Below are 20,259 nucleotides of genomic sequence, written 5' to 3'. Positions count from 1 at the left end.
CGGTGGTTAAGTTTGACCGGATTGAAGATCTGGTTGCTGATATCGCCGTTGTTTTTAACTGGCCGCCTGCTGAAATCTTCATGATGAATCCGGGAGAAGTGGTGGCCTGGCGTGAGCGGGCGGCGCTCAGAAGTGGTGCCCGCGACAATGAAAAATCTTGATATCCGCGTTTCTTTCAGCGCGATCGATAAACTCACCCGTCCTGTAGAGACTGCCCGCCAAAGTGTGGGTGGTCTTGCTGATTCCCTCAAAAAAACCCAGACCGATATTAAAACGCTTGGCACACAGTCCAGGGCGTTTTCCCGTCTGCGCGAGAACTTCACTAAAACGACTGAAAAAATTCAGAAGACGCAGCGCGAGCTTAACGGTCTGAGGCAGTCACAACAGGCGGGCAACGCCATGACTGACAAACAGCGTGAGCATATCGCGCAACTGGCGGCAAAACTTGACCGCCTGAATGAGGTGCGCACCCGCGAGAAAGAGAAGCTGCGGGAAGCCAGCCGCGAGATGGTGAAACACGGCATCACGCTTTCAGGCAGTGACCGGACTATTCAAAGCGCCATACGGCGTACTGAGCAGTACAACCAGACGCTGGAGCATGAGCGGCAGATGCTGGCGCGCGTGGCAAAGGCGCGGGCGCAATATGACCGTATGCAACAGGTCGCCGGAAGACTGCGCGGGGGCGGTGCTGTTGCGCTGGGGGCGGCTACCGCTGCCGGTTATGGTGCCGGGCGTTTTCTGGCGCCTGCTGTGAGTTTCGATCGGGAGGTCGCTCGCGTGGGGGCGCTTACCCGTCTGGATAAGTCCGATCCGCAGTTTACTGCGCTGCGTGAACAGGCTAAAAAGTTGGGCGCGGAAACGCAATTTACCTCAAGGGATGCCGCCAGCGGTCAGGCGTTTCTGGCAATGGCCGGTTTTACCCCGCAGGCCATACAAGCTGCGTTGCCCGGCGTGCTGAATATGGCGCTGGCAGGCGGGATGGATTTAGGCGAAAGCGCCGATATTGGGTCAAATATTCTTTCGCAATTCCACCTCGATCCCAAAGAGATGGATCGGGTCAGTGACGTACTGACCGCCGCATTTACCCGCACCAACACCGATCTGACCAACATTGGCGAGGCGATGAAATATGCCGGTACGGGTATGGCCGGTCTTGGTGTCAGTGTGGAACAGACAACCGCCATGATTGGCGTGATGGCAAACGTGGGGCTGCGTGGCAGCATCGCCGGTACTGGACTGCAAACCACGTTTTCACGTCTGGCCGCGCCAACGGGTAAAGCCGCCAGTGCCCTGAAGGAGTTAGGGGTTAACGTTGCCGACGCAACCGGAAAAATGCGACCGGCTGAAGTGGTGCTGGCTGATATTTATAAAGCTGTCCATAAGTACGGCGACGTCGATCAACTGTCTTTCTTTAAAGATATTGCCGGGGAAGAAGCCGCCAAATCTTTCCAGGCGCTGGTTCAGTCTGCGGGCAGTGGTGAACTGCAAAAATTACTCGGGGAACTGAAGAAGGCGCAGGGGGAATCTGCGACGGTCGCCAGAAAGATGGCTGATAACCTCGACGGCGATTTAAAGAATCTGGATAGCGCGTGGGAAGGGTTCCGTATTCAGATTGAAGAGCTGGTTGACGGGCCATTACGTGGACTGGTTCAGGGGATTAGCGACGTTGTCGGCGCGATGACGGCATGGGCGCGGGAAAATCCCGGACTGACGAAGGCGCTGTTGACTGTCGGCGGTAGTGCGCTGGCCGTTACCGCGATTACTGGCGGGCTGTCGCTGGCTATCGGGTTGTTGCTGGGGCCAGTGGCAAAACTGAAACTTGGCTTCGCGTTACTGACTGGTACTAAAGGGCTTGGGCGCGCCATTCCGCTCTTTACCCAGTTGCGGGCGGTTATTGGCGGCCCGATGGGGAGTGTTAAGGGTTGGTCTGCTGTCTTCTCGTCAGTGACGTCCGGGGCGGGAAGGTTGTCGGGAGTTCTTAGGCCACTGCGGGGGATGCTGCTGTCTGTTTTCACTTCACCACGGGCGGCGGTTTTTTCTCTTCTTCGCGGGGTTGCCGGGCTTGCTCTGCGACTGTCCGGGCTTCCGACACTGTGGGGTGTGATTACCGGCGCAGTGTCCATGCTTGGCGGCGCGATTTCGTTGTTACTGAGTCCGATCGGACTTATCGGGGCGGCATTCGTGGCGGCGGGTCTGCTCATCTGGCGCTTCTGGGAACCGATTAAAGCGTTTTTTACCGGGTTTTTTTCCGGGGTGTGGGAGGCGCTGACACCGCTACGGGAAGCGTTTTCTGCGTTATCGCCGGTGTTTGATGCGATTAGTAACGGGATCAAATCCGTCCGGGACTGGTTTACACGCCTGCTGGAACCGGCCACCACGTCAAAAGAGACGCTGGAAAAATGCACCAGTGCCGGAAAAACTTTCGGTAAGGTAGTAGGGAGTTTTATTCAGACGCTGGTTCTTGGCCCGATGACGTTGCTACTTGATTCGCTTGGCTGGGTACTTGAGAAGCTGGGGCTTATTCCTGACGGTATTGAGCGCGCCCGTCAGAAAGCGGAAGAACTAAAGCGCAACGAGCTGCTTGATACCAAAGTTTCTCTTCTTGTGGGCGATCTGGCAAAAGTCGCACCAAAAAAAGTCGATACAGGAACCACAACACCGCCCGGCACAGATAAGCCGTTGACGCCTGATCAGGGTACGCTTCGCCGGTTAAGTAATATCGCTGACAACACGAAGGCTACCGCCGATAACACGAAACGCATCGGCCCCGGCGATATTGTCTTTAAAAACCTGCCGCGTGCGCTGGCCGTTCGTGGCGCATGGCAGGAATCACGGCTTGCCGGTTCGACTGTCACCGTCGCCCCTGAGCTCGCCCCGGTGATGGCTGCCGCCTCCCGTCCAGTTGTTGAGGCGATACGCCGCCCGGTTGTCGGGAATGGTGGGCGCACCGTTGCGGCGGCTGGGTTTGATGGTGAAATTCACGTTCACCTGCATAACGTGGTGACGCAGAACCCCCGCGAACTGGCGAGAATGGTTGGAGAAGCGGTGAAAGCTGAAATGAATAAATTAGCCCGAACCGGGCGCGCCAGCTTCCTGGACAGTGATTAAGTGAGGTGACGTTATGATGATGGTTTACGGTATGTTTGTTTTTGAGCTGAAGACGCTTCCACATCAACAACTACAGCAACACAAGACCTGGCGGCACGTTAAAAACGAGCGCATTAACCGCTCTGCAAGCTGGCAGTACATCGGCGCGGGAGATGATCAGATCACACTTTCCGGGGTTCTCTACCCGGAAATTACGGGCGGCGAAGTGTCTCTTTCGGTGCTGACCACGCAGGCTTACACGGGGCGACCGTGGCCCCTGATAGATGGTGTGGGGCAAATTTACGGCATGTATGTCATTACCGGGCTGCAAACGACACGATCGGAACTCGACCGCTACGGGAAGGCAAAAAAGATTGAGTTTTCGATAAGCTTTCAGCGGTGCGATGAAGATATGCGGGAGCGGCTACAGTCCTCTTCTGTCAGTGAGTTACTGAACGGTCTGAAGGATAAAGCCAGCGCCGCGTATGGTTCAGTAAACAACGCGATTTCCGGACTTTTATAGGATTGCAGGTCGTAGAACTACTGCTACGGCCAGTTCTGGTTTACGCCGCCCGTTGGCGGTTGAAGTGGTTCCCTCCCAATACATGATCGTCCGTTTCCAAATCGAAATTTTCGTATACGACCCATAAATACTTATTCAGCATATTAATAGCTGTCTAATTTGTGATGCTGTTCATGTTTTTTGCCTGTTGTCTGTGAAATAAGAATTGACTGTATTGTAAATGTAAATTGTCAGACAAAGCAGCCTGTTGGGTAAAAACCCAACATTATTTACGGAGTAATAATGATTGATAAATTAGTGCTTACGGTTACACCAATTTTTTCGATTCCGCCACGCAGCGCAGCAGCCGTAGAAACATGGATGTATCAGGTAGCACAGCGAACAAGAATACCCAACAGAATCGCTTGCATTAAGAATGAAGGTTATACAGATTTTTCAAAGGTAAATGAGCGATGCTCTGTTTATCGTATAGGTTTCAGCAGACTCTATAAGCGCCTCTTTCAGAAATGGACTCGTCTGGACCCGCTCCCTTACTCACAGCGTATTCTGAATATTGCAAAAGACTTTAACGTTACCGATGATAGTGTAATCATCGTTCATAACAGCATAAAGCTGTACCGACAGATCCGCAAAAGAGCCCCAAAGGCAAAAATGGTTATGCATATGCATAATGCTTTTGAACCTGATGGGTTAGATCAAAACGTTAAAATGATTGTCCCCAGCCTGTTTTTGAAGACGCATTATCAGGCGTACCTGCCGGATGCTGATATCGCTATCGTCCCTAATGGTATTGACCTGAAGGCTTACCAGAAAAACTCAGCACCGCTACAAAAATCCGACCTAAACATATCCCCGGAGAAAAAAACGATTTTCTTTGCTGGCCGCATATCCCCGGATAAGGGGGTGACCTTGCTTTTACAGGCGTTCGAACAACTCCTCAAGGAACGCAACGATATAGAGTTAGTTGTCGTTGGTGACTATATGAGTAAAAGTAAAGGTGAAAAAGCAGCCTATCAGCGTGAAGTGCGGGAATTAGCAGAACGGCTAAAACCACACTGTCATATGGTGGGAGGCGTAACGCCAGAAGAGATATACAACTACTATTCGTTAGCAGATCTGGTTGTTATTCCCTCTCAATTCCAGGAACCGTTCTGCATGGTTGCAATTGAAGCGATGGGGGCAGGAAAACCTGTACTGGTCAGTACACGCGGCGGGATGACTGAATTCGTAAAAGAGGGGGATACCGGCTTCCATTTGCAGGAGCCAATGACCCCGGAGACCATTGCCAGTGACATTAATAAAGCGCTGGCATCCCCTGATTTAAACGATATTGCCTTACGTGGACAACGTTGTGTGGAAGAGAAATTCCCGTGGGAAAAAGTAACCCAGCGGTTTGAGGAGGTGGTTAATAACTGGTTTAAATAATTAATGCGCCACTGGTTAAAAATCAGTGGCGCGTTTTTTATCAGACTGGCTGTTCCGGCCAGTCAGGATTTAAGGTATCCACCCGGTTTACCTGTACCCGGTACTTTCTCCATGCCAGAAGAGAAGCTTTTTCTTTATCGGTTGCTTCGTCCAGATCCACTGCATCCTGTAACGGCGCGATTTTTTCAGACGCTATTTGCAGGAGTCTGTTTTTCGTTCCTTCAGCTTCACGAAGTCTGGCTGCGGCCTCCGCAGCTTCATCATTCACCCAGACCTTAGCCTTACTATCCCATTTCTGGTATTCACCGCCTGGTGAAACTGATGTGACATTTTCAGGTAGTGGGCCGGGAGCGGAGATATAAACCTGATTGCCGGTTGTTGTGTCGTAAACTGTCTCACCGCGGTGGTCTTCATGCAGACTCCACGTTTGGGTTTCAGAGTCAAATACCGCAATATAACTGGAGGGAATATCAGGAGGGGTTATATCAGTACAATTTGCCGGTAATCCCGTGTGCGGCGGGATATATGCATCACCTGCACCAATAAATTCGTTTGTATCTGAACGAAGATTAAAAATTTTAATTGTCTGCGGGGTATCGCTCATTTTAAACGTCATTTTTTACTCCGGATAAATATTCTGTATTCAGGTGGAGGGTGTGGGAATGGTCACCAGGGAAAACACTGTGCCTGTGTGCGCCGATATAAATATCATCAACCTGATGGCGGGGACTGATGCAGATGCAACCCGACTTTTTGCAATACGTTCTGTAATCACCAAAACCGATATATTCCGTTCTGGCGTTCGGACAAAGCGTCTTTGACGGACAGTATGCCGTTGTGCTGAATACCGCATTCTGGCGGGCGCTGGCGTATTGCCAGTTGATTGCTTTGGGTGGATTACTGAAACTATCCCACGCCAGCTTCATTTGCCGGGCGACGCTGTCCGGGGGAACCTGACCACATCCGGCCCCCATTGCAGGGAATACTACCGATTTAATTTTCCTGTCTTCCCCGGCGCTTTTATTGTGCTGAAATATCGCTAATAACGCTGCACGTGTTGCATTATAAACCGCGTCGGTGCCGGCGATTATCAGCGGAACGCGCATCGTCGGGGCGTGAACCAGCCACGGATGTTTACTGTTACCCGTTTCAATAACAAAGGCGGTGCCGACGGGCTGTTCTCCCAGGTATTCACGGATGATATTTTGCTGTACCCGTTCCTGTAATTGCGGCCCGAAATATGCCGTAATAGCAGCATCCACACCACCATCCATAAGACCAAAGCTGTTGGCCGCACTGACCATGCAGTCAAATTCCGGTATGGTTTCAAACGGTTCCGGGATAATTTCCACATTTTCGGTATTCTGAAAAGAATGTTCAAAAGCCACGGCCATTGCTGGCACGGGTGCTGAAAGAATTAATTTAATCATGCCAGCCTCACAATATAGTTAAATGCAATGTTTTTAACCGTGGTTTCCGCATTACCGTCTGCGTCCACCGTTACAGCGTGTCCATGTGGGCCGATATATACGGTATGGTCGTGCGGGCCAATCCATGTGGTATGAGCGTGATCGCCATTCCAGCTCGTCAACTGGTTATTGCCGTCGTGCTGAACGCGAGATTTTCCACCGATTGAGTCACCACCATATATTCCCCCCGCTGAATGGTTATGACCGCCTGTTGTGTCAGATGTTTTATTGCCGTAATCAAATGACGACGTGCCTTTCGTTCCCAGATCGGTATCCAACGCCCGTGCGCCGTGGCTGTGCGATTTGTTGCCGTCCATCTCCTGTGACAACACTGCGCGGCCACTTGCGGGTTTCCCCTTGATTGTCCAGCCGCGCATGTCAGGGATAACGCCGGACGGATACGCTATAGCCAGTAATGGATATGCCGATTTATCAAACGATTGCCCCTGCATGATGGCGTAACCTGCCGGAGTAGCATCAGACGGCCATGCTATCGCCGCCCCTACAGGATGCGAATCCGGAGGTGGGTTTAGTGTGGTGTAGAGCATTGCCCATTCGGACCACTCAGCATCGGCGGTATCCCGATGACTGCGAATATATGCGGGCGCTGGTGCACCGTTTGTCCCGCTCCAGCCAATGAGGATTTCCCCATCACCGGTTCCGGTCAGTCGCAAAACATTCCCGTATTCCGTTGGATAGCCGTTGTTGTAAACCTCTCCCATTATCAGGCCGCTATCACTGCCTCTTGTCGTGCCAGTCAGTGCCGGAAGCGCGCCGCGTGATGCCAGTCTGTTCGCTGCAACAGCCGTACCGTTGGCAGGAAGCGCTCCGATATTTTGTACAAACAGCGACTTATTCGGGATGTCTGCACCGTTCTGGTCTTTCTGCATTGCGCCAGTGATGCGGCTGTCGTCACCTGCGGCCACTGTGTTTGCGGTGGTGCCAACATTGAGGGTGGCGCTGTTGCCGAGCTGGAGGGACTGACGGGCCAGCGGGATATTTGTCAGGTCAGCCAGGTTGCGCTCTTTGGCAAGGCGTGCGCTGGCGTTGTCCATCGCGATTTTGACCGCTTTTGGCGTGGCGGCCATTGTTTCGTCTATGCTGGCAACGCCGCTGTAGAGTTTTGTGAAGCCCTTGTCGGTCAGGGTGGCGTCAGGATGGTTGCGTGATTTTTCGTGTTCTTCCAGGCTGTTATCAACGTACTCATTAGTAGCCATTATCGTCGTTGAGTCGATAGTGATATTAATGGTCGACATATCGCTGATAACCAGCGTCATACGTACCGTTTGTGCGCGCCCTGATCCCTGTTCCAGTAATGGCTTTTCACTGGCAGGCAGGCTACAGACGGCAACCAGCTTATTAAACTCGTCGTAGATCCCCGCTTCGCGTATCCAGAATCCGCCCACTTCTGCCGGGATCAACAGTTCCACGATGATGATGTTGGAGTGTGTTTTATCCACGGTAACTGAGTTAACAGCGGCACGCCAGACTTCGTTAACCAGTGCGGTGCTGGTTGTATCCGGGTTGGTGGGGTTGCCGCCGCCATCACCTACGGCCATCTGAGTCAACGTGAGTTTTGTTCCGCCTGGTGACATGGCGGCAATCAGCCTTTGTTTGCCGTAGTCGGTAATTATTGTTTTAAATTTCGGGAATGCAGGCATGTGTTCTACTCCGCATAACTGGTGATGATGTCGCCAGTGTAAGAGACGCCGCCCGTAAACATTTCGCCGGGGGCTTCAAGTATGATATTCAGTCCCACCAGGTGGCGACTTACTGGTCTGGCGTCGGCTATCAGGCGTTCCATTTCGTAGTAGGTATCGGCGTCTATACCGTCTTCTGATGCGCCAATTTCCAGACGAAAGGTGCCGGGTGTGCCGTTTTCCTGCCACCATTCGACAACCCTGATTAAATAGCCAAAGGGTTCAACAACATTACGAAGCGCGCGTATGGTGCCCTTTTTCTGGTGAATCTCCCATGAGGCTTTTATCGTCTTTCGCTTCGTCTCTTCCGGCCAGTTTTTGTCCCATCTGTCCACGGACAGCGCCCACGCCAGATAGGGCAGAAGAGCGACCGGGCATTCGTCAGAGTTCCACAGCTTTCTGAGGTCGACGGGGATAGCATCAAGCCGCGTCGAGGCCTGTTCAGTGCTTCGCATAAAGCCACTGGCAGACGGTGGAAGAAGGTTATTATTCATCTGTCCCACCTTTCTCAATAGTGACGGTTACGCACCTTGCTGCCTGGGTGTCGTTGATAACGATATCCGTTGCAGGTTCCGTCAGTTCGACGCGCTGAACCCCCTGAACATGCAGCGCCGCCATAATGGCCGAGCGTGCAACATCACGGCCTATTTTTCCCTGAAGTGCTATCCATGTCTGTAGTGCGTCATGCGCGGCGTTCTGTATGGGCTCCGATTCAGGGCCAGGATAAAAAAAGAGTTTTGCGTTGATGTTGTAATTGACTATCTCCGCGCTTTGTACCGTCAGCCTGTCGCCTATGGGGCGGCGGTCTTCGGCGGAAAGTGCATCTGTTACGGTCGCCAGTAATTCAGGCGTGGCGGTGCCGTCGCCCTCTGTTGACAAAACAGAAAGCACGACAACGGCTGGAGACGGGCTGGTCGCTTTGGCGTCTGCTACTTTGCCGCTGGCGCTTCTGGCAAAGTATTCATAAGCGCCTGACGGCCCTGCAACGCTCAAACCATCAAAAGCCGCCTGTGCGCGCATACGCAGCGCCGTGTCGCTTTCCATCACGGCGTTGGTGGTATCCGTTGCGGGAGTAATCACTAATCGCTCTGTGTCCATATTCCCGGCGATATTATCCAGATCGGTTGCGACTGAATGACTGAGCATACAGGCCGCGGCGCCATCGTTTATGCGCTGCCTCAACAGCAACTCGCGCCATGCGAAGGCCTGCGCGATGATGTTCAGCGGTTCAGATTCCAGTTCCAGCGCAGCGGCAACGGCGGTGCGGACTTCTTCCGGGAACTTGCTTATCATGAACTGCTTTATCTCCGCCAGAATCACTTCAAAATCCAGCGCCTCAATAATGGCCGGTTGCGGAAGCTGTGACAGGTCAACGGTTGGCATTATCGCTACCCCGTAACGTGAGAACGCGCTGTACCGGCTGCATGGTTTCGGTGATGGTGCCTGACAGTTCCGCTTCGGCGCGTCCGTCTTTCAGCCAGCGAATATCAATGGTGTTTAGCGCAATTCTTGGCTCCCATCGGGTAAGCGCAATGACCGCCGCGCTCATGCACTGAAGGCGAGTTGTCTGGTTTTGCGGCGAGTCAATCAAATCCGGGATCAGACTGCCGTAATCGCGGCGCATGACGCGGCTGGCGAGCGGCGTTAACAGAATGTCGTTAACCGAGTTCCATAGCTGATCGGTATCGTTCAGTGTTCCGGTGCCGTTCGGATTCATGCCTGTGTAACGTGCGGTCATCTTGTCTCCTTTGTCCAGCTATCGCCCGGCTTAACTCCGCCGTGACCGTGGTTGTCAACCTGTACGCCGTTTGAAGTGAAGCTGCCGCCGCTGTGTTCAACGCTCCCGGTCATTTTCCCGCCCTGAGTGATTTCAAACGTGGCGGCTTTCAGGTGATGCGTACATTCCACAACGGGGGTTTTTAGCGTCACACTGACTGACGCCTCAAGGCTTGCGGTCTTCATGCCCGTAGCGGATAGTGCGCCAGCGTCGGCGTCATAGCGAATAACGGCCCCGTCCGGGGCGGTGATAACCATCTCTTTCAGGCTGCTGCCCGGCGCCGGGTTATCGTTGCTGTACAGGCTGCCGATAACCATCGCTGTTTCCGGGTTGCCGCCGATGCAGGCGATTAACACCTGCTCGCCGATGGCGGGCGGCATCCAGATTTTGAATGCGCCCGCGCGGGTCACGTTCCAGCGTAGCCAGTCTGTTTTCAGTTCGCCGCTTTGTACGCGCACGCACCCAGTGCTGGCATCAGTCGCAAAAACAACGCCGGTGCGAATGATATTCCCTGTCAGGCGCATTAGTTCAGTCATCCCGGCGTTCATTTCCCGGCGCTCCCCAGACTGTTAATCACGGCGTTAGAAATCAGGCGCTCGTCCGCTGCGGAGATCCCCAGCAATTCACGCTGTGGGTACTTCGCTATGGCGCCCGGCCCCACCTGATCCCGTAGTCCGTACTGGTGTACGCGGGCAATACGTGCCGCCACGCCGCTGTAACCGATACTGACGCCCTGCTGGTCGGGGTACATTTTCAGGTAACGCAACGTCCGAAGGCGCTCAAACATGGGCGCTTTTTTGGTGCTGTCACGGCGTAACGATCGGGTGTTAATCGCAAGATAACGCTCAATGTCGCTGCGGTAGAAAGTGCGAATGTCGTTGCGGTCGGTATCGTATCCGGTAATCGTGTGCCCGTACTTTCCCCGTCCGCCGTGCCAGTTTTTCAGCTCCCTGACTTCGCCATTCCAGATAAATTTAATGCCCTGTTGCGAACGGGTTATACGGCGCTTACGCTGCGGCCACGCCGAACCATCAGGGTTCTTCTGGCTGCGTATGCGGCGCTGCTGGCTGCGGCGCACTTCTTGGCCTACCGTCCTTGCAGTTCTCGCTATTTCGGCAGAAGACAGGCCGGAAAGGATATCGCTGAATATGGTGTCCAGTTCGTGGGTCAGTTTGCTCACTGGCTACCTCCCGCGTCCGCTGTGAAGGATTCGTCAATAAAAACGCTGCTCCAGTCGCCCCCGGTCGAAAAATCCGGCATACGTGGCTCCGGCAGGTATTCCCATGACAGATCCCCGTTTTCATTGCGTGAGACGTTCACGCGCTCAAAGAGGGGGAACTCAAAAAGAATGTCGGCGCTGTCGTCGTCATTAATGGCGATTGAGAATTTAAACGCTTTATTTTTTTCCGGGTTCATCAGCAAATCCCGCTGGTTGAACCACAGCCAGCGCATGACCGGAATGGTGAAATCGTTAATATCGCCAGTGAAGTCCATCACAAACAGAATCACGGTGTAATCGTAGGCAAATGACGGCGTATCACCTGAAAAGCAAATATGGCCGCTGTCCACAAAAACCGTAATTTTGTCAGGATTAGCCCGGCTCCAGCGGTTATGGCGTGTCACGGCATCACGAAGCGAGTTAATTTTTTCCATGATCAGCCTTCCGTTTAGTGCATTGTTCGGTGATGTACTGTTGCAGGCCGTTCACCTGTGCTGTAACGGCTATGGATTCGGTTCTGAGACGCTGATAATTCCGTTCAGCGTCCGGAGTAAGTCTGGCGGTGGCTGCATCAGTTGTGCCGGTGGCGGTGGTATCATGCGCGGCGGCGGGCATACAGACGGCGTGGAGCTGCAACCGGCGACGGCCAGAAGCAAGATCAGCGCGTAACTTTTCGGATTCGGCTTTTGCATCGGCTAATTCCTGTGTGTACTTCGCGTCAAGGGCGGCGTTCTGACGCTGGCGCAGCGTCATATCACGGATAGTCTCGTTTGCCAGATTCAGGCTATGAGTGGCGGTATCGCGCTGGCTTTTGTACTTCACGGCGTTATCGTGATAGCGACTGGTAGTCCATGCCAGCGCTGCGGCTACTATCAGCAACGAGATTATTACGCCAGTCGTTACGCGGTTCATGCGATCTTACCCCTGACCAAGAAACATCGCCCGCTCACGTCCACGACGCGGGGCCAGAATGGTCGGGTTACTGCCTGCACGGCTCCATTTCAGGAAAGCGTCAGCGGCGGCGGTGTAGTTACCGGCGTTCAGGTAGCGGCGAACACTGGAACCAGTAAAGGCGTTTGCGCCGATATTGAAAATCAGGCTGCATAACGCGTCATACTGGTTCTGGTTCAGGGGAACCGTTACCCGTTCAGCAATACAGCGCTCCACCCATGACAGATCGTCGCGTAGCAGTCTGTCGGCGGTGTCCTGGGTGATGGTCATGTTCTTGCCAACCGCAACGCCGTCAACTCTGCCTGTGTGACCTGTGCCGATAGTCCATACGCCGCGCGAGTCGGTGTAGGCGGTTAGTTTGCAGCCTTCTTCGCGTTTAAGTGCGGCCAGTCCGCTGTCTGAAATCTTCATTCGTCATTTTTCCCTGCAAATTTCTTTGTCATGAAAACGCCGAGCGCCCTGATATGCTCAACGCCGATAAGCCCGATAGCCGCACCAATACCCACGCGCCAGTCTTCTGACAGCCAGGCGGCAGGTACGGGCTTGATGATGGAAAATGCGGCCACTGCGAGCAGGCAACACAACGGCACTTCCAGAAGCAGACGCCGCCAGCTTTTCCCCGTATAAAACACCCTGAGCGCCGCGACGGCGGCGGTCATTAACAGGCTGTCCAGCGGGATATCGCCATGCAACCAGGCTTTCAGGTGCATAATCCAGTCCTGCCAGGTGTGCGGATCGCCGTTCATGTTCTTTTCCTGTCCCGTATTCATGATGATCAGCTCCATAGCTGGATCATTTCCCGTTGTTTTTTCTTCTGCTGCTCAGGCAGTTCCACCTCCTGCCCGGCTTCCAGAAATACGCTGTTACTCAGTCCCGGATTGGCGGCTAATACCTGTTCTGTGACGCCCTGTGTGGTGCCGTAATGGCGAAAACAAAGCAAGTCCACGGTATCGCCCTGAAGCGCTTTGACTTTCATCAGACCAGCTCCACAAACAGGCGCTGAGTACCGCGAATATCAGCAATAGCCCAGCGCACATCGCGCCACAAATCATCGGTCTGTACTTCCAGCGCGTCGGCTTTGCGGTCGCCTTTTTCGGTGGTGTCCACGTCGCGGGCGTTCTCAAGAAGCAGGGCGCGGGCGGCTGAGTAAACCGCGCGGCGGTAGCGATACACCTTCACGCTCTCGCCGTTGAGCATTCTGGCCGGAACGTCAGCCAGCGTGCTGTAACCGGCTGATTCCTGAATGCCCCGCCAGTCGTCAAGCTGGTCAGTGACGTGCGCTACCGCTTCTGTGGTGACGAACTTCAGGCGTGATGTGGTCGTTCTGCCCGGTATGCGGCTGGCAAGGCGGAGATCGCGTAACAGGATCTCCGGCCAGAATGTCCCGGCTGTCACCTTTTCAGCGCCGTCGTCAACGTCGGTAACGTCCTTTTCTGCGCTGTTGACCTGTGGTTTTGCCACCATACCCATACGGAACTCCTTAAAAACCAGGCGGTGGGCAACCGGTAAAAAGAATGATGTACATTCAGATCACCGGCACGCCGCCTGTCGACGGGGGTCGAAGTCGTTAATTATTTCTTTGCCGTCCTGCGGGTCGTTTTAGTCTTCCCGGCCGCGGGTTTTCGGGTGGCGGTTTTACGTACCGGCGCTTTTGTCGGCGCGTTATCCCTGGCGTCTTCCTGCGCGGCGTTCTGGTCTGTCGTCGCCGCTTCGTCGCCGGGCTCAGATGGCGACTTTTTCAGGGCGCGCGTCAGGGTGGCGATTTCGCGCTTAACTCCGGCGTTGGGGTTAAGATGCATGGCTTCACGCAACAGCTTCAGTGATAACGCCTGCGTTTGCGGGTCGGTTATCGCCCGGCGTGAGAATGCTCTTGCCTTACAAAGCTTGGCGCGTACCTCGTCCGGCATATCGCAGTCGTTCACAATGCCCTGAAGGGTGTCCAGCGGTGCGATATAAGCGGATAAATCGGCGTCCGGGTCGGTTCCCGCCAGTGTTAATAACGGGTTACAGATTTCTTCCGTGAGCACCGTCGCCGCGTCACGCCCGAAATTGTCCGGCAGGCTGAGGTTGTGGCGTACCACGTATTCGCCGATGCGTAATGCCAGCGGGAGATCGCCACAGTCCACGGCCCACACCATCAGGGTGGTAATCACCTCATCCGGGCGTCCGTTGTCGCTGTCCAGCGTCCCCTCGATCCAGCCCTCAAATTCAGGTAACAGTTCTTTTTTGGCGACAGCTTTTGCCGCTTTTGACTGGATACCTTTCAGCCGCGACTGCGCCAGGCGGAGGCGGTGAAGGATCTGTTCGTGCGCGGTACGTTCAACCAGCGTTTCTTCCCCGGTCTCAAGCCCTGCACGGCGCGCCATGACCTGTTGAAAATGTTTCTGTGCCGGTGTCAGCATCTTTTTACCCTCCGTTATGGCGGGCGCATTGCGCCCGCGTCATACGTTATGCGGCTGCACCTGCATTAGTGGCGGATTCCGGCTCCGGCGCGAATTTCAGGTCTTCGATCAGGGCGCACTTGCCGTAGTCTTCCACCACGTAGGCGTCGTTCATCGACTGATAGGTCGCGATGCGGTTATATTCCGGCTCCTCGCGCATCAGGCGGCGCAGGCTCCCTTTCTGGAAGTAAATTGAAAGGTTACTGAAGGAGGTGATCAGCATCGCGTTATCCGGAAAGAACGGCGCGAAGTAGGTCGGCAGACCGCCAATCAGGTGAGACGCCACAATCAACTGACCGGCCATCAGTTCGGTATTGGGGTTGGTCGTGCTCATGGCGTTAATGAACGGCAGACGCAGCGAGTTAAAGAGGTTGCGTGATAACAGTACAACCAGATCGGGGGCGTCTTTGTACCATTCATCCAGCAACGAGGAGCGCGCATCCTGAACCAGTGCATCCGGGTTGGCATAGTCCCCCTTAGCGATAACCTTGTTACCCATATCGCGGGTCGCAAGCGTCACACCCTTCATCACGCGCGCTGTTGCCTGTTTACGAATATGCTCAATCCAGCCGGTGTTAACGTCCTGAAGGCGCGGATTGGCGGCAAAATCGGAAACGAGCGCATGATTCGTACCGTTAAAGCCGATCATGATGCGGTCAAGCGCGATCTGAAGCGCAATCTGCTTACTGATACGGGTGGCGAAATCGGGATGGGCGTTCCAGGCGTCAAGCTGTGCGTAGCTGATGTAGGTGTCGTAGTTCACCTGCTCACAACGATAGCGGCGGGCGGCTAAATCGTAAGGTGTGATGGGGTTACGGCGTTTGGTGCCGTCGCTGCTGCTGTTGGTGCGGGCAATCGGGCCGGTGGTGTCAATAAGGACTTTTTCACCTTCCTGATCGGTAACACCGATAATATTGATTTTTTGTGTCAGTTCTGTGCTGTTTTTCACAGCGTTTTCGAGACGCTGCTGAACAGCCGGATCAACGGCAAAGTTTTTTGCCAGTCCCGTTACCGGAAGACCATTAAGGCTTGCCTGATGCGCCATGTAGAGGTCAAGCTGGCTGCGGGTACTGGCTGAAAGTGCGTAATTCATCGCTTTATTCTCTCGCTTTAAAATCAGAAGTCGGGCATTTCTGCGGCGTTACCGCCCGTTGCGCGGAAACGGTCTTTTGCATCGCCGTCCTGGCTTGCCAGTTGGTCGCGTAGCGTGGTCAGTTCGGCGGTCAGTTTTTCGATGGTTTTGTGGTCGCTGTCGTGCTGGCGCGACATATCGTTAAAGCGATCGAGAAGGTCAGCGTGTGACTGCGCCACACCTTCCACCGCTTCCCGTACCTGGCTGAACTGCTCGCTGTCTGATTTACGTCCCTTGCCAATCAACTCCATGACACGGCTGAACCATTGTTTGCCTTCTTCGCTGCGTTGCTCTGCCAGCCCGATAATTTCGGCTTCCATCGCTTCAGTGAACATTGGCGCTTCGGTGTGCTGGTTATTGAACTTCATCACCTGTTCGCGTTGCTGTGCCGCGAATTTCAGACGTTCAGTACCCAGACTTGCAGGCGTGTCTGTCATTGCCAGTCCCACAATGTAGGGGTTGCCGTTCAGTGAAAATTGCGGGTGAAGTTCAATGCTGGAGTAGATTTTTTTGCCTTCGTCCGTGAGCTTCTTCATGCGGTCTGTCGGCTCAATTTCCGCATAGAGCGCGGTACGGCCAGACAATGGGCCTTCGGTGATATCTTCCGCACTCAGTGCTGTCACATCACCCATAGCGCAAAGGTCGCTGTTGGGAAAAGGGGAAGTGATGTGTTCCACGTTAACCCGCGCACCATACACCGTGGGATCGTAATTTTTCGCTGCTGCCTTCAGGTGCTCGCCACTGATTTCGCGTCCGTCAATGGTTGAACCGGAAACGGCGACACGGAATTTTTTGCGGGCTGGTTTGTTTGCGCTACCCATGCTGCTAATCCTGTCTGTGTTTGTGATGCAGCCATGATGACAAGGCGCAGGCACCTTCCTCAACGCGGTTTTGTTGTCGCCGGACGGGCAGAACTGAAAGGGTGTGAGAGAGGGATCGCGCGCGGGGTAATCTTCCCGGCATGAAGGGGAGACACGATGATTCAGGATGCTTTTGTACGGCTGCGGGCTAAACAACTTTACTGGCAGGGATACCCGCCAGCGGAAATCGCGCGGCTGATGGGGATAAGCCAGAACACGATCTACTCATGGAAAAAACGCGATGAATGGGACGAAACGCCGCCTGTTGCGCGCGTCACGCAGTCTATTGATGCCCGCCTTGTTCAGCTTACAGGAAAGCCCGATAAAACCGGGGGAGATTTTAAAGAGATTGACCTGCTCACGCGGCAACTGAAAAAGCTGAGTGACGGCCAGCCCACTGACGCTAACGGCACAAAAAAGCCACGCAAACGTAAACTGAAAAATCACTTCACCGAAGAGCAGATTATCGCGCTGCGGGAAAAAATCATGGGTTCGCTGGCCTGGCATCAACGCGGCTGGTATGAGCAGCGGCATCACCGCAACCGTATGATCCTGAAGTCCCGCCAGATTGGCGCAACCTGGTATTTTGCACGCGAGGCATTGCTTGATGCGCTGCGGGATGATGTGAAATACCCGTATCAGCGTAACCAAATCTTTTTGTCGGCGTCCCGGCGCCAGGCGTTCCAGTTTAAGACGGCTATTCAGGAGGTGGCGCTGGAAGTGGATGTTGAGCTGAAAGGCGGCGACAAAATCATTCTGTCCAACGGGGCTCAACTGCATTTTCTGGGGACGTCAGCGGCGACGGCGCAATCCTACACGGGCAACCTGAAATTCGATGAATTTTTCTGGGTCAGCAATTTTATCAATCTCCGCAAGGTTGCCGGGGCAATGGCAACACTGAAGGGGCTTACCCGTACCTATTTTTCCACCCCATCAGGCGAGACACATGAAGCCTATCCGTTCTGGACGGGAGACCGGTGGAATGAAAAGCGCCAGAAATCGAAACGCCAGGAGTTTGACGTGTCATGGAAGGCGCTTAACAGCGGCGTACTGTACCCGGACAAAACCTGGCGGCAGATTGTCACCCTACAGGACGTTATCGATCACGGCTGGGAATATACAGACCTGGAAGAGATTCAGGATGAAAACAGCGAAGACGAGTTCCGCAATCTGTATATGTGCGAGTTTGTCCGCGACGGTGAGTCCGCCTTCAGCCTGAACTCGCTGATAGGCTGTGGCGTTGACGGCTACGACGACTGGCCGGACTGGAAGCCGTTTGCGCCACGGCCAGTGGGAAATCGTCCTGTCTGGGTGGGTTATGACGCCAACGGCAGTACCGGCAACGGCGACAGCGGCGCGCTGTGCGTGGTGGTGCCGCCCGCCGTACCCGGTGGCAGGTTTCGCACCATTGAGACAAGACAGGTGCGGGGGCTGGAGTTCGAAGAGCAGGCGCGGGTGATTGAGGATATTACCCTGAAATATAACGTTCAGCATATTGGCATTGATGTGACCGGCGGTAATGGCGATGCCGTGTATCAGATTGTGAAGAAGTTTTTCCCCGCTGCGGTTCCCTACAATTTCACTCTGGCATCAAAGCGCGCGCTGGTCATGAAAATGCTTCAGGTCATACGTGCCGGGCGATGGGAATATGACTGCGGCGATAAGGCGCTTGTGACGGCATTCAATGCGGTACGAAGAATCAAAACGCAGGCCGGATTTATCACCTACGACACGGACCGTTCGCGCGGTGTCAGTCACGGCGATCTGGCGTGGGCGAATATGCTCGCCATCATCAACGAACCGCTTGGCGATGAAGACGGCGCGGTCAAGAGTCTTGTTATGGAGTTCTGATGAGCAGAAAAAACCGGAAGAAAAGCTACAACAGGGGCGATGGGGTGGGTTTTGAACAGGCGCTTAAAAGCGATCCTGCGCTGAGTGCGTTTACATTTGACGGCCCTTACAGCGTCAGTGGTTTTGACCTGCTGGATAACATGTATTGTGCCGATAACGGGCGATGGTACGAAACGCCGGTTGATTTCGGCGGGCTGGCGCGCGCATCGCGGCAGACCTCATGGCATCAGTCTGCGCTGTACTTCAAACGCAATGCGCTCAATGGCTGTTTTATTCCGCATCGCCTGCTGAGTCGTCAGGCGTTTTCAGCGCTGGCGCTGGACTGGTTTGTGTTTGGTAATGCCTACGTTGAACGGCGTCGTAACCGTCTCGGCGGCACGCTGGAGCTACGCCACGCGCTGGCAAAATATACCCGTCGCGGCACTGATTTTGAGACTTACTGGTACACCGAACCCGGCAGGGATGATTATGCCTTCCGGCGCGGGGAGGTGTGCCACATCATTAATCCTGATATCAATCAGGAGATCTATGGAATGCCTGAATATATCGGGGCGCTGCTGTCGGCCAGTCTCTCACGTTCTGCGGATCAGTTTCGCAAATATTACTATGACAATGGCTCACACGCGGGCTGCATTATTCATATCGGATCATCCGCCGTTGACCGCGAAAGCATGGAAGCGCTGAAAAAAACGTTAACGGAATCGCGGGGCGGCGGCGCATTTAAAAACCTGCTGATCCAGACCACTGGCGGAGGTAAAGACGGGGTGCAGATCCTGCCATTCCAGCAAATCACCGCCAAAGATGAGTTTATGAATATCAAAGCGTCTTCACGTGATGATGTACTGGCGTCTCACCGCGTACCGCCGCAATTGCTGGGTGCCATGCCGGGCGAGAAGGGATCGTTTGGCGACATTGAGAAAGCAGCGCGCGTCTTCGCCATCAATGAACTTAATCCGGCAATGGAAGCCCTCAAATATATCAATGACTGGCTTGGCGAAGAGGTGGTACGGTTTAACCCTTACGCACTACTGGAACAGAACAACACCTGATATCTCCGACAGGTCAAACTGAACATGACCTGTCGCGTTATATACCATCAAATTTTTTCTCTATCCATGTCTGTTTTCTGCTTATTACCCTGGCGGATATCAGCACGTTAGTGGTCACGCCTTCCCTGAATCTCCCTTTAAAAATAACGCCTCAGCGCCATGCAGACGGGCGCACGTCTGAGCAATCGAATCACGCCAGCGCGTGCCAGTTCGTCGCACACAAAGGCGCTCACGCGACGATTTAGCCACATTCTCGCCGGGGTTGCCTTCCAGCCCCTGTTGCGTGGGCTGTTCCCCCGTCACCTGCGCGCGGCAAACGCTTCAATTTTTGTGCACGTACCGATCCGGCCTCAGACCGCGCCAGTACAGGCCGGAAAGGGCAAAAAATCGGTCAAAAAAATTGTGCAAAATTGTGCACTACTGTGCATTTATAAAATCAACTAAAAGACACGTGGTGTGACTTACCTGTACTACTCGATCGGCACGTAGTCATTAAGTTCTGGTGACCAATTGCACTTTTCACATCTGTGCTTTCCATTCTGGCAGATACATAAACGATGACGGCCACAATGCGGGCATCCATTTTCACCGTTATCATAATCACCGAGCGACCATTCCTGCATAAGCTGCTCTTCTTCATCATCATTTAGCATTGATCCCCCTGAGCTATTTACTTTTCTCGTAAATGTAGGATTTTACTTTTTTTATCACTCTACCCCGGCCAGCGATAGTGCGTAAGTGGATATCTGCAAGTCATCAGTAATTCCGCTTCCTC

Annotated in this window: 23 protein-coding genes and 2 pseudogenes; 6 read left to right on the top strand and 19 right to left on the bottom strand. The window is 53.9% G+C overall.

Annotation, left to right across the window (positions count from 1 at the left end; all coding sequences use genetic code 11):
• Positions 1 to 2 precede the first annotated feature (2 nt).
• The 4 genes from ACLJRE_RS14490 (at position 3) to ACLJRE_RS14475 (ending at position 5,035) form a co-directional block, all read left to right on the top strand.
• Complete coding sequence (locus ACLJRE_RS14490) at positions 3 to 161, top strand: GpE family phage tail protein (RefSeq protein WP_001627826.1); 159 nt, start codon at positions 3 to 5, stop codon at positions 159 to 161.
• Positions 148 to 3,108 carry a phage tail tape measure protein gene (locus ACLJRE_RS14485; protein ID WP_058112075.1) on the top strand — a complete coding sequence of 987 codons (2,961 nt, stop codon included), beginning with the start codon at positions 148 to 150 and terminating at the stop codon, positions 3,106 to 3,108. Before ACLJRE_RS14490 ends, ACLJRE_RS14485 begins: the two co-directional genes overlap by 14 nt.
• A 13-nt stretch (positions 3,109 to 3,121) precedes the next feature.
• Complete coding sequence (locus ACLJRE_RS14480; protein ID WP_058112076.1) at positions 3,122 to 3,610, top strand: phage tail protein; 489 nt, start codon at positions 3,122 to 3,124, stop codon at positions 3,608 to 3,610.
• Positions 3,611 to 3,892: 282 nt separating this feature from the next.
• On the top strand, positions 3,893 to 5,035 hold the full coding sequence (locus tag ACLJRE_RS14475) for a lipopolysaccharide N-acetylglucosaminyltransferase (RefSeq protein ID WP_058112077.1): 1,143 nt from the start codon (positions 3,893 to 3,895) through the stop codon (positions 5,033 to 5,035).
• A 40-nt stretch (positions 5,036 to 5,075) separates the two neighbouring features.
• Here ACLJRE_RS14475 and ACLJRE_RS14470 read toward each other — a convergent pair whose 3' ends face one another.
• The 18 genes and pseudogenes from ACLJRE_RS14470 to ACLJRE_RS14385 all read right to left on the bottom strand — a co-directional run bounded on the left by ACLJRE_RS14470 (position 5,076) and on the right by ACLJRE_RS14385 (position 16,545).
• Positions 5,076 to 5,651, bottom strand: a complete 576-nt coding sequence (locus ACLJRE_RS14470; RefSeq protein WP_058112078.1) for a tail fiber assembly protein — start codon at positions 5,649 to 5,651, stop codon at positions 5,076 to 5,078.
• The gene (locus tag ACLJRE_RS14465) at positions 5,641 to 6,465 is read right to left on the bottom strand and encodes a macro domain-containing protein (RefSeq protein WP_058112079.1); all 825 of its coding nucleotides are present in this window, start codon (positions 6,463 to 6,465) and stop codon (positions 5,641 to 5,643) included. The genes ACLJRE_RS14470 and ACLJRE_RS14465 overlap by 11 nt, the downstream gene beginning before the upstream one ends.
• A pseudogene (locus ACLJRE_RS14460) lies at positions 6,462 to 7,697 on the bottom strand (tail fiber protein); the annotation flags it as partial. The gene ACLJRE_RS14465 and the pseudogene ACLJRE_RS14460, both read right to left, overlap by 4 nt.
• Positions 7,698 to 7,721: 24 nt before the next feature.
• Positions 7,722 to 8,165, bottom strand: a pseudogene (locus tag ACLJRE_RS14455) (phage tail protein); the annotation flags it as partial.
• 5 nt (positions 8,166 to 8,170) lie between these two features.
• Positions 8,171 to 8,698, bottom strand: a complete 528-nt coding sequence (locus tag ACLJRE_RS14450; protein WP_058112081.1) for a phage tail protein I — start codon at positions 8,696 to 8,698, stop codon at positions 8,171 to 8,173.
• Positions 8,691 to 9,587, bottom strand: a complete 897-nt coding sequence (locus ACLJRE_RS14445) for a baseplate J/gp47 family protein (protein WP_045900654.1) — start codon at positions 9,585 to 9,587, stop codon at positions 8,691 to 8,693. Before ACLJRE_RS14445 ends, ACLJRE_RS14450 begins: the two co-directional genes overlap by 8 nt.
• Positions 9,574 to 9,942: a GPW/gp25 family protein gene (locus ACLJRE_RS14440; protein WP_000127183.1), complete on the bottom strand. Its 369-nt coding sequence runs from the start codon at positions 9,940 to 9,942 to the stop codon at positions 9,574 to 9,576. The genes ACLJRE_RS14445 and ACLJRE_RS14440 overlap by 14 nt, the downstream gene beginning before the upstream one ends.
• Positions 9,939 to 10,505, bottom strand: coding sequence for a phage baseplate assembly protein V (locus ACLJRE_RS14435; RefSeq protein WP_410957445.1), 567 nt, complete (start codon positions 10,503 to 10,505; stop codon positions 9,939 to 9,941). Before ACLJRE_RS14435 ends, ACLJRE_RS14440 begins: the two co-directional genes overlap by 4 nt.
• Before the next feature lie 20 nt (positions 10,506 to 10,525).
• Positions 10,526 to 11,161, bottom strand: a complete 636-nt coding sequence (locus ACLJRE_RS14430; protein ID WP_410957435.1) for a phage virion morphogenesis protein — start codon at positions 11,159 to 11,161, stop codon at positions 10,526 to 10,528.
• On the bottom strand, positions 11,158 to 11,634 hold the full coding sequence (locus ACLJRE_RS14425) for a phage tail protein (protein WP_410957433.1): 477 nt from the start codon (positions 11,632 to 11,634) through the stop codon (positions 11,158 to 11,160). The genes ACLJRE_RS14430 and ACLJRE_RS14425 overlap by 4 nt, the downstream gene beginning before the upstream one ends.
• Complete coding sequence (locus ACLJRE_RS14420; protein WP_410957432.1) at positions 11,621 to 12,112, bottom strand: lysis protein; 492 nt, start codon at positions 12,110 to 12,112, stop codon at positions 11,621 to 11,623. Before ACLJRE_RS14420 ends, ACLJRE_RS14425 begins: the two co-directional genes overlap by 14 nt.
• A gap of 6 nt (positions 12,113 to 12,118) precedes the next feature.
• Positions 12,119 to 12,562 carry a lysozyme gene (locus ACLJRE_RS14415; protein ID WP_058112086.1) on the bottom strand — a complete coding sequence of 148 codons (444 nt, stop codon included), beginning with the start codon at positions 12,560 to 12,562 and terminating at the stop codon, positions 12,119 to 12,121.
• Positions 12,559 to 12,921: a phage holin, lambda family gene (locus ACLJRE_RS14410; RefSeq protein WP_223151187.1), complete on the bottom strand. Its 363-nt coding sequence runs from the start codon at positions 12,919 to 12,921 to the stop codon at positions 12,559 to 12,561. Before ACLJRE_RS14410 ends, ACLJRE_RS14415 begins: the two co-directional genes overlap by 4 nt.
• Before the next feature lie 5 nt (positions 12,922 to 12,926).
• Complete coding sequence (locus ACLJRE_RS14405) at positions 12,927 to 13,127, bottom strand: tail protein X (protein WP_000864914.1); 201 nt, start codon at positions 13,125 to 13,127, stop codon at positions 12,927 to 12,929.
• The gene (locus ACLJRE_RS14400) at positions 13,127 to 13,621 is read right to left on the bottom strand and encodes a head completion/stabilization protein (protein WP_001624329.1); all 495 of its coding nucleotides are present in this window, start codon (positions 13,619 to 13,621) and stop codon (positions 13,127 to 13,129) included. Before ACLJRE_RS14400 ends, ACLJRE_RS14405 begins: the two co-directional genes overlap by 1 nt.
• Positions 13,622 to 13,722: 101 nt before the next feature.
• Positions 13,723 to 14,553, bottom strand: a complete 831-nt coding sequence (gene gpM, locus ACLJRE_RS14395) for a phage terminase small subunit (protein ID WP_058112087.1) — start codon at positions 14,551 to 14,553, stop codon at positions 13,723 to 13,725.
• A gap of 46 nt (positions 14,554 to 14,599) precedes the next feature.
• The gene (locus ACLJRE_RS14390) at positions 14,600 to 15,685 is read right to left on the bottom strand and encodes a phage major capsid protein, P2 family (RefSeq protein WP_058112088.1); all 1,086 of its coding nucleotides are present in this window, start codon (positions 15,683 to 15,685) and stop codon (positions 14,600 to 14,602) included.
• 23 nt (positions 15,686 to 15,708) lie between these two features.
• A complete protein-coding gene (locus ACLJRE_RS14385) occupies positions 15,709 to 16,545 on the bottom strand; it encodes a GPO family capsid scaffolding protein (RefSeq protein ID WP_058112089.1) in 837 nt (278 codons plus the stop codon).
• Positions 16,546 to 16,701: 156 nt separating this feature from the next.
• Between ACLJRE_RS14385 and ACLJRE_RS14380 the strand changes: the two genes are divergently transcribed.
• Together ACLJRE_RS14380 and ACLJRE_RS14375 are read left to right on the top strand one after the other, a co-directional pair.
• The gene (locus ACLJRE_RS14380) at positions 16,702 to 18,435 is read left to right on the top strand and encodes a terminase large subunit domain-containing protein (RefSeq protein ID WP_058112090.1); all 1,734 of its coding nucleotides are present in this window, start codon (positions 16,702 to 16,704) and stop codon (positions 18,433 to 18,435) included.
• Positions 18,435 to 19,484, top strand: a complete 1,050-nt coding sequence (locus ACLJRE_RS14375; RefSeq protein WP_045900642.1) for a phage portal protein — start codon at positions 18,435 to 18,437, stop codon at positions 19,482 to 19,484. Before ACLJRE_RS14380 ends, ACLJRE_RS14375 begins: the two co-directional genes overlap by 1 nt.
• Positions 19,485 to 19,954: 470 nt before the next feature.
• Here the strand turns inward: ACLJRE_RS14375 and ACLJRE_RS14370 are convergent, their stop codons facing one another.
• A complete protein-coding gene (locus tag ACLJRE_RS14370) occupies positions 19,955 to 20,137 on the bottom strand; it encodes a hypothetical protein (RefSeq protein WP_133208844.1) in 183 nt (60 codons plus the stop codon).
• Positions 20,138 to 20,259 lie beyond the last annotated feature (122 nt).

The sequence above is a fragment of the Salmonella sp. SAL04157 genome (assembly GCF_046551635.1).
GTDB classification, from domain to species: Bacteria; Pseudomonadota; Gammaproteobacteria; order Enterobacterales; family Enterobacteriaceae; genus Salmonella; species Salmonella enterica.
Note: the sequence above shows the minus strand (reverse complement) of the source record. Positions and strands in the feature narration are given on the sequence as shown.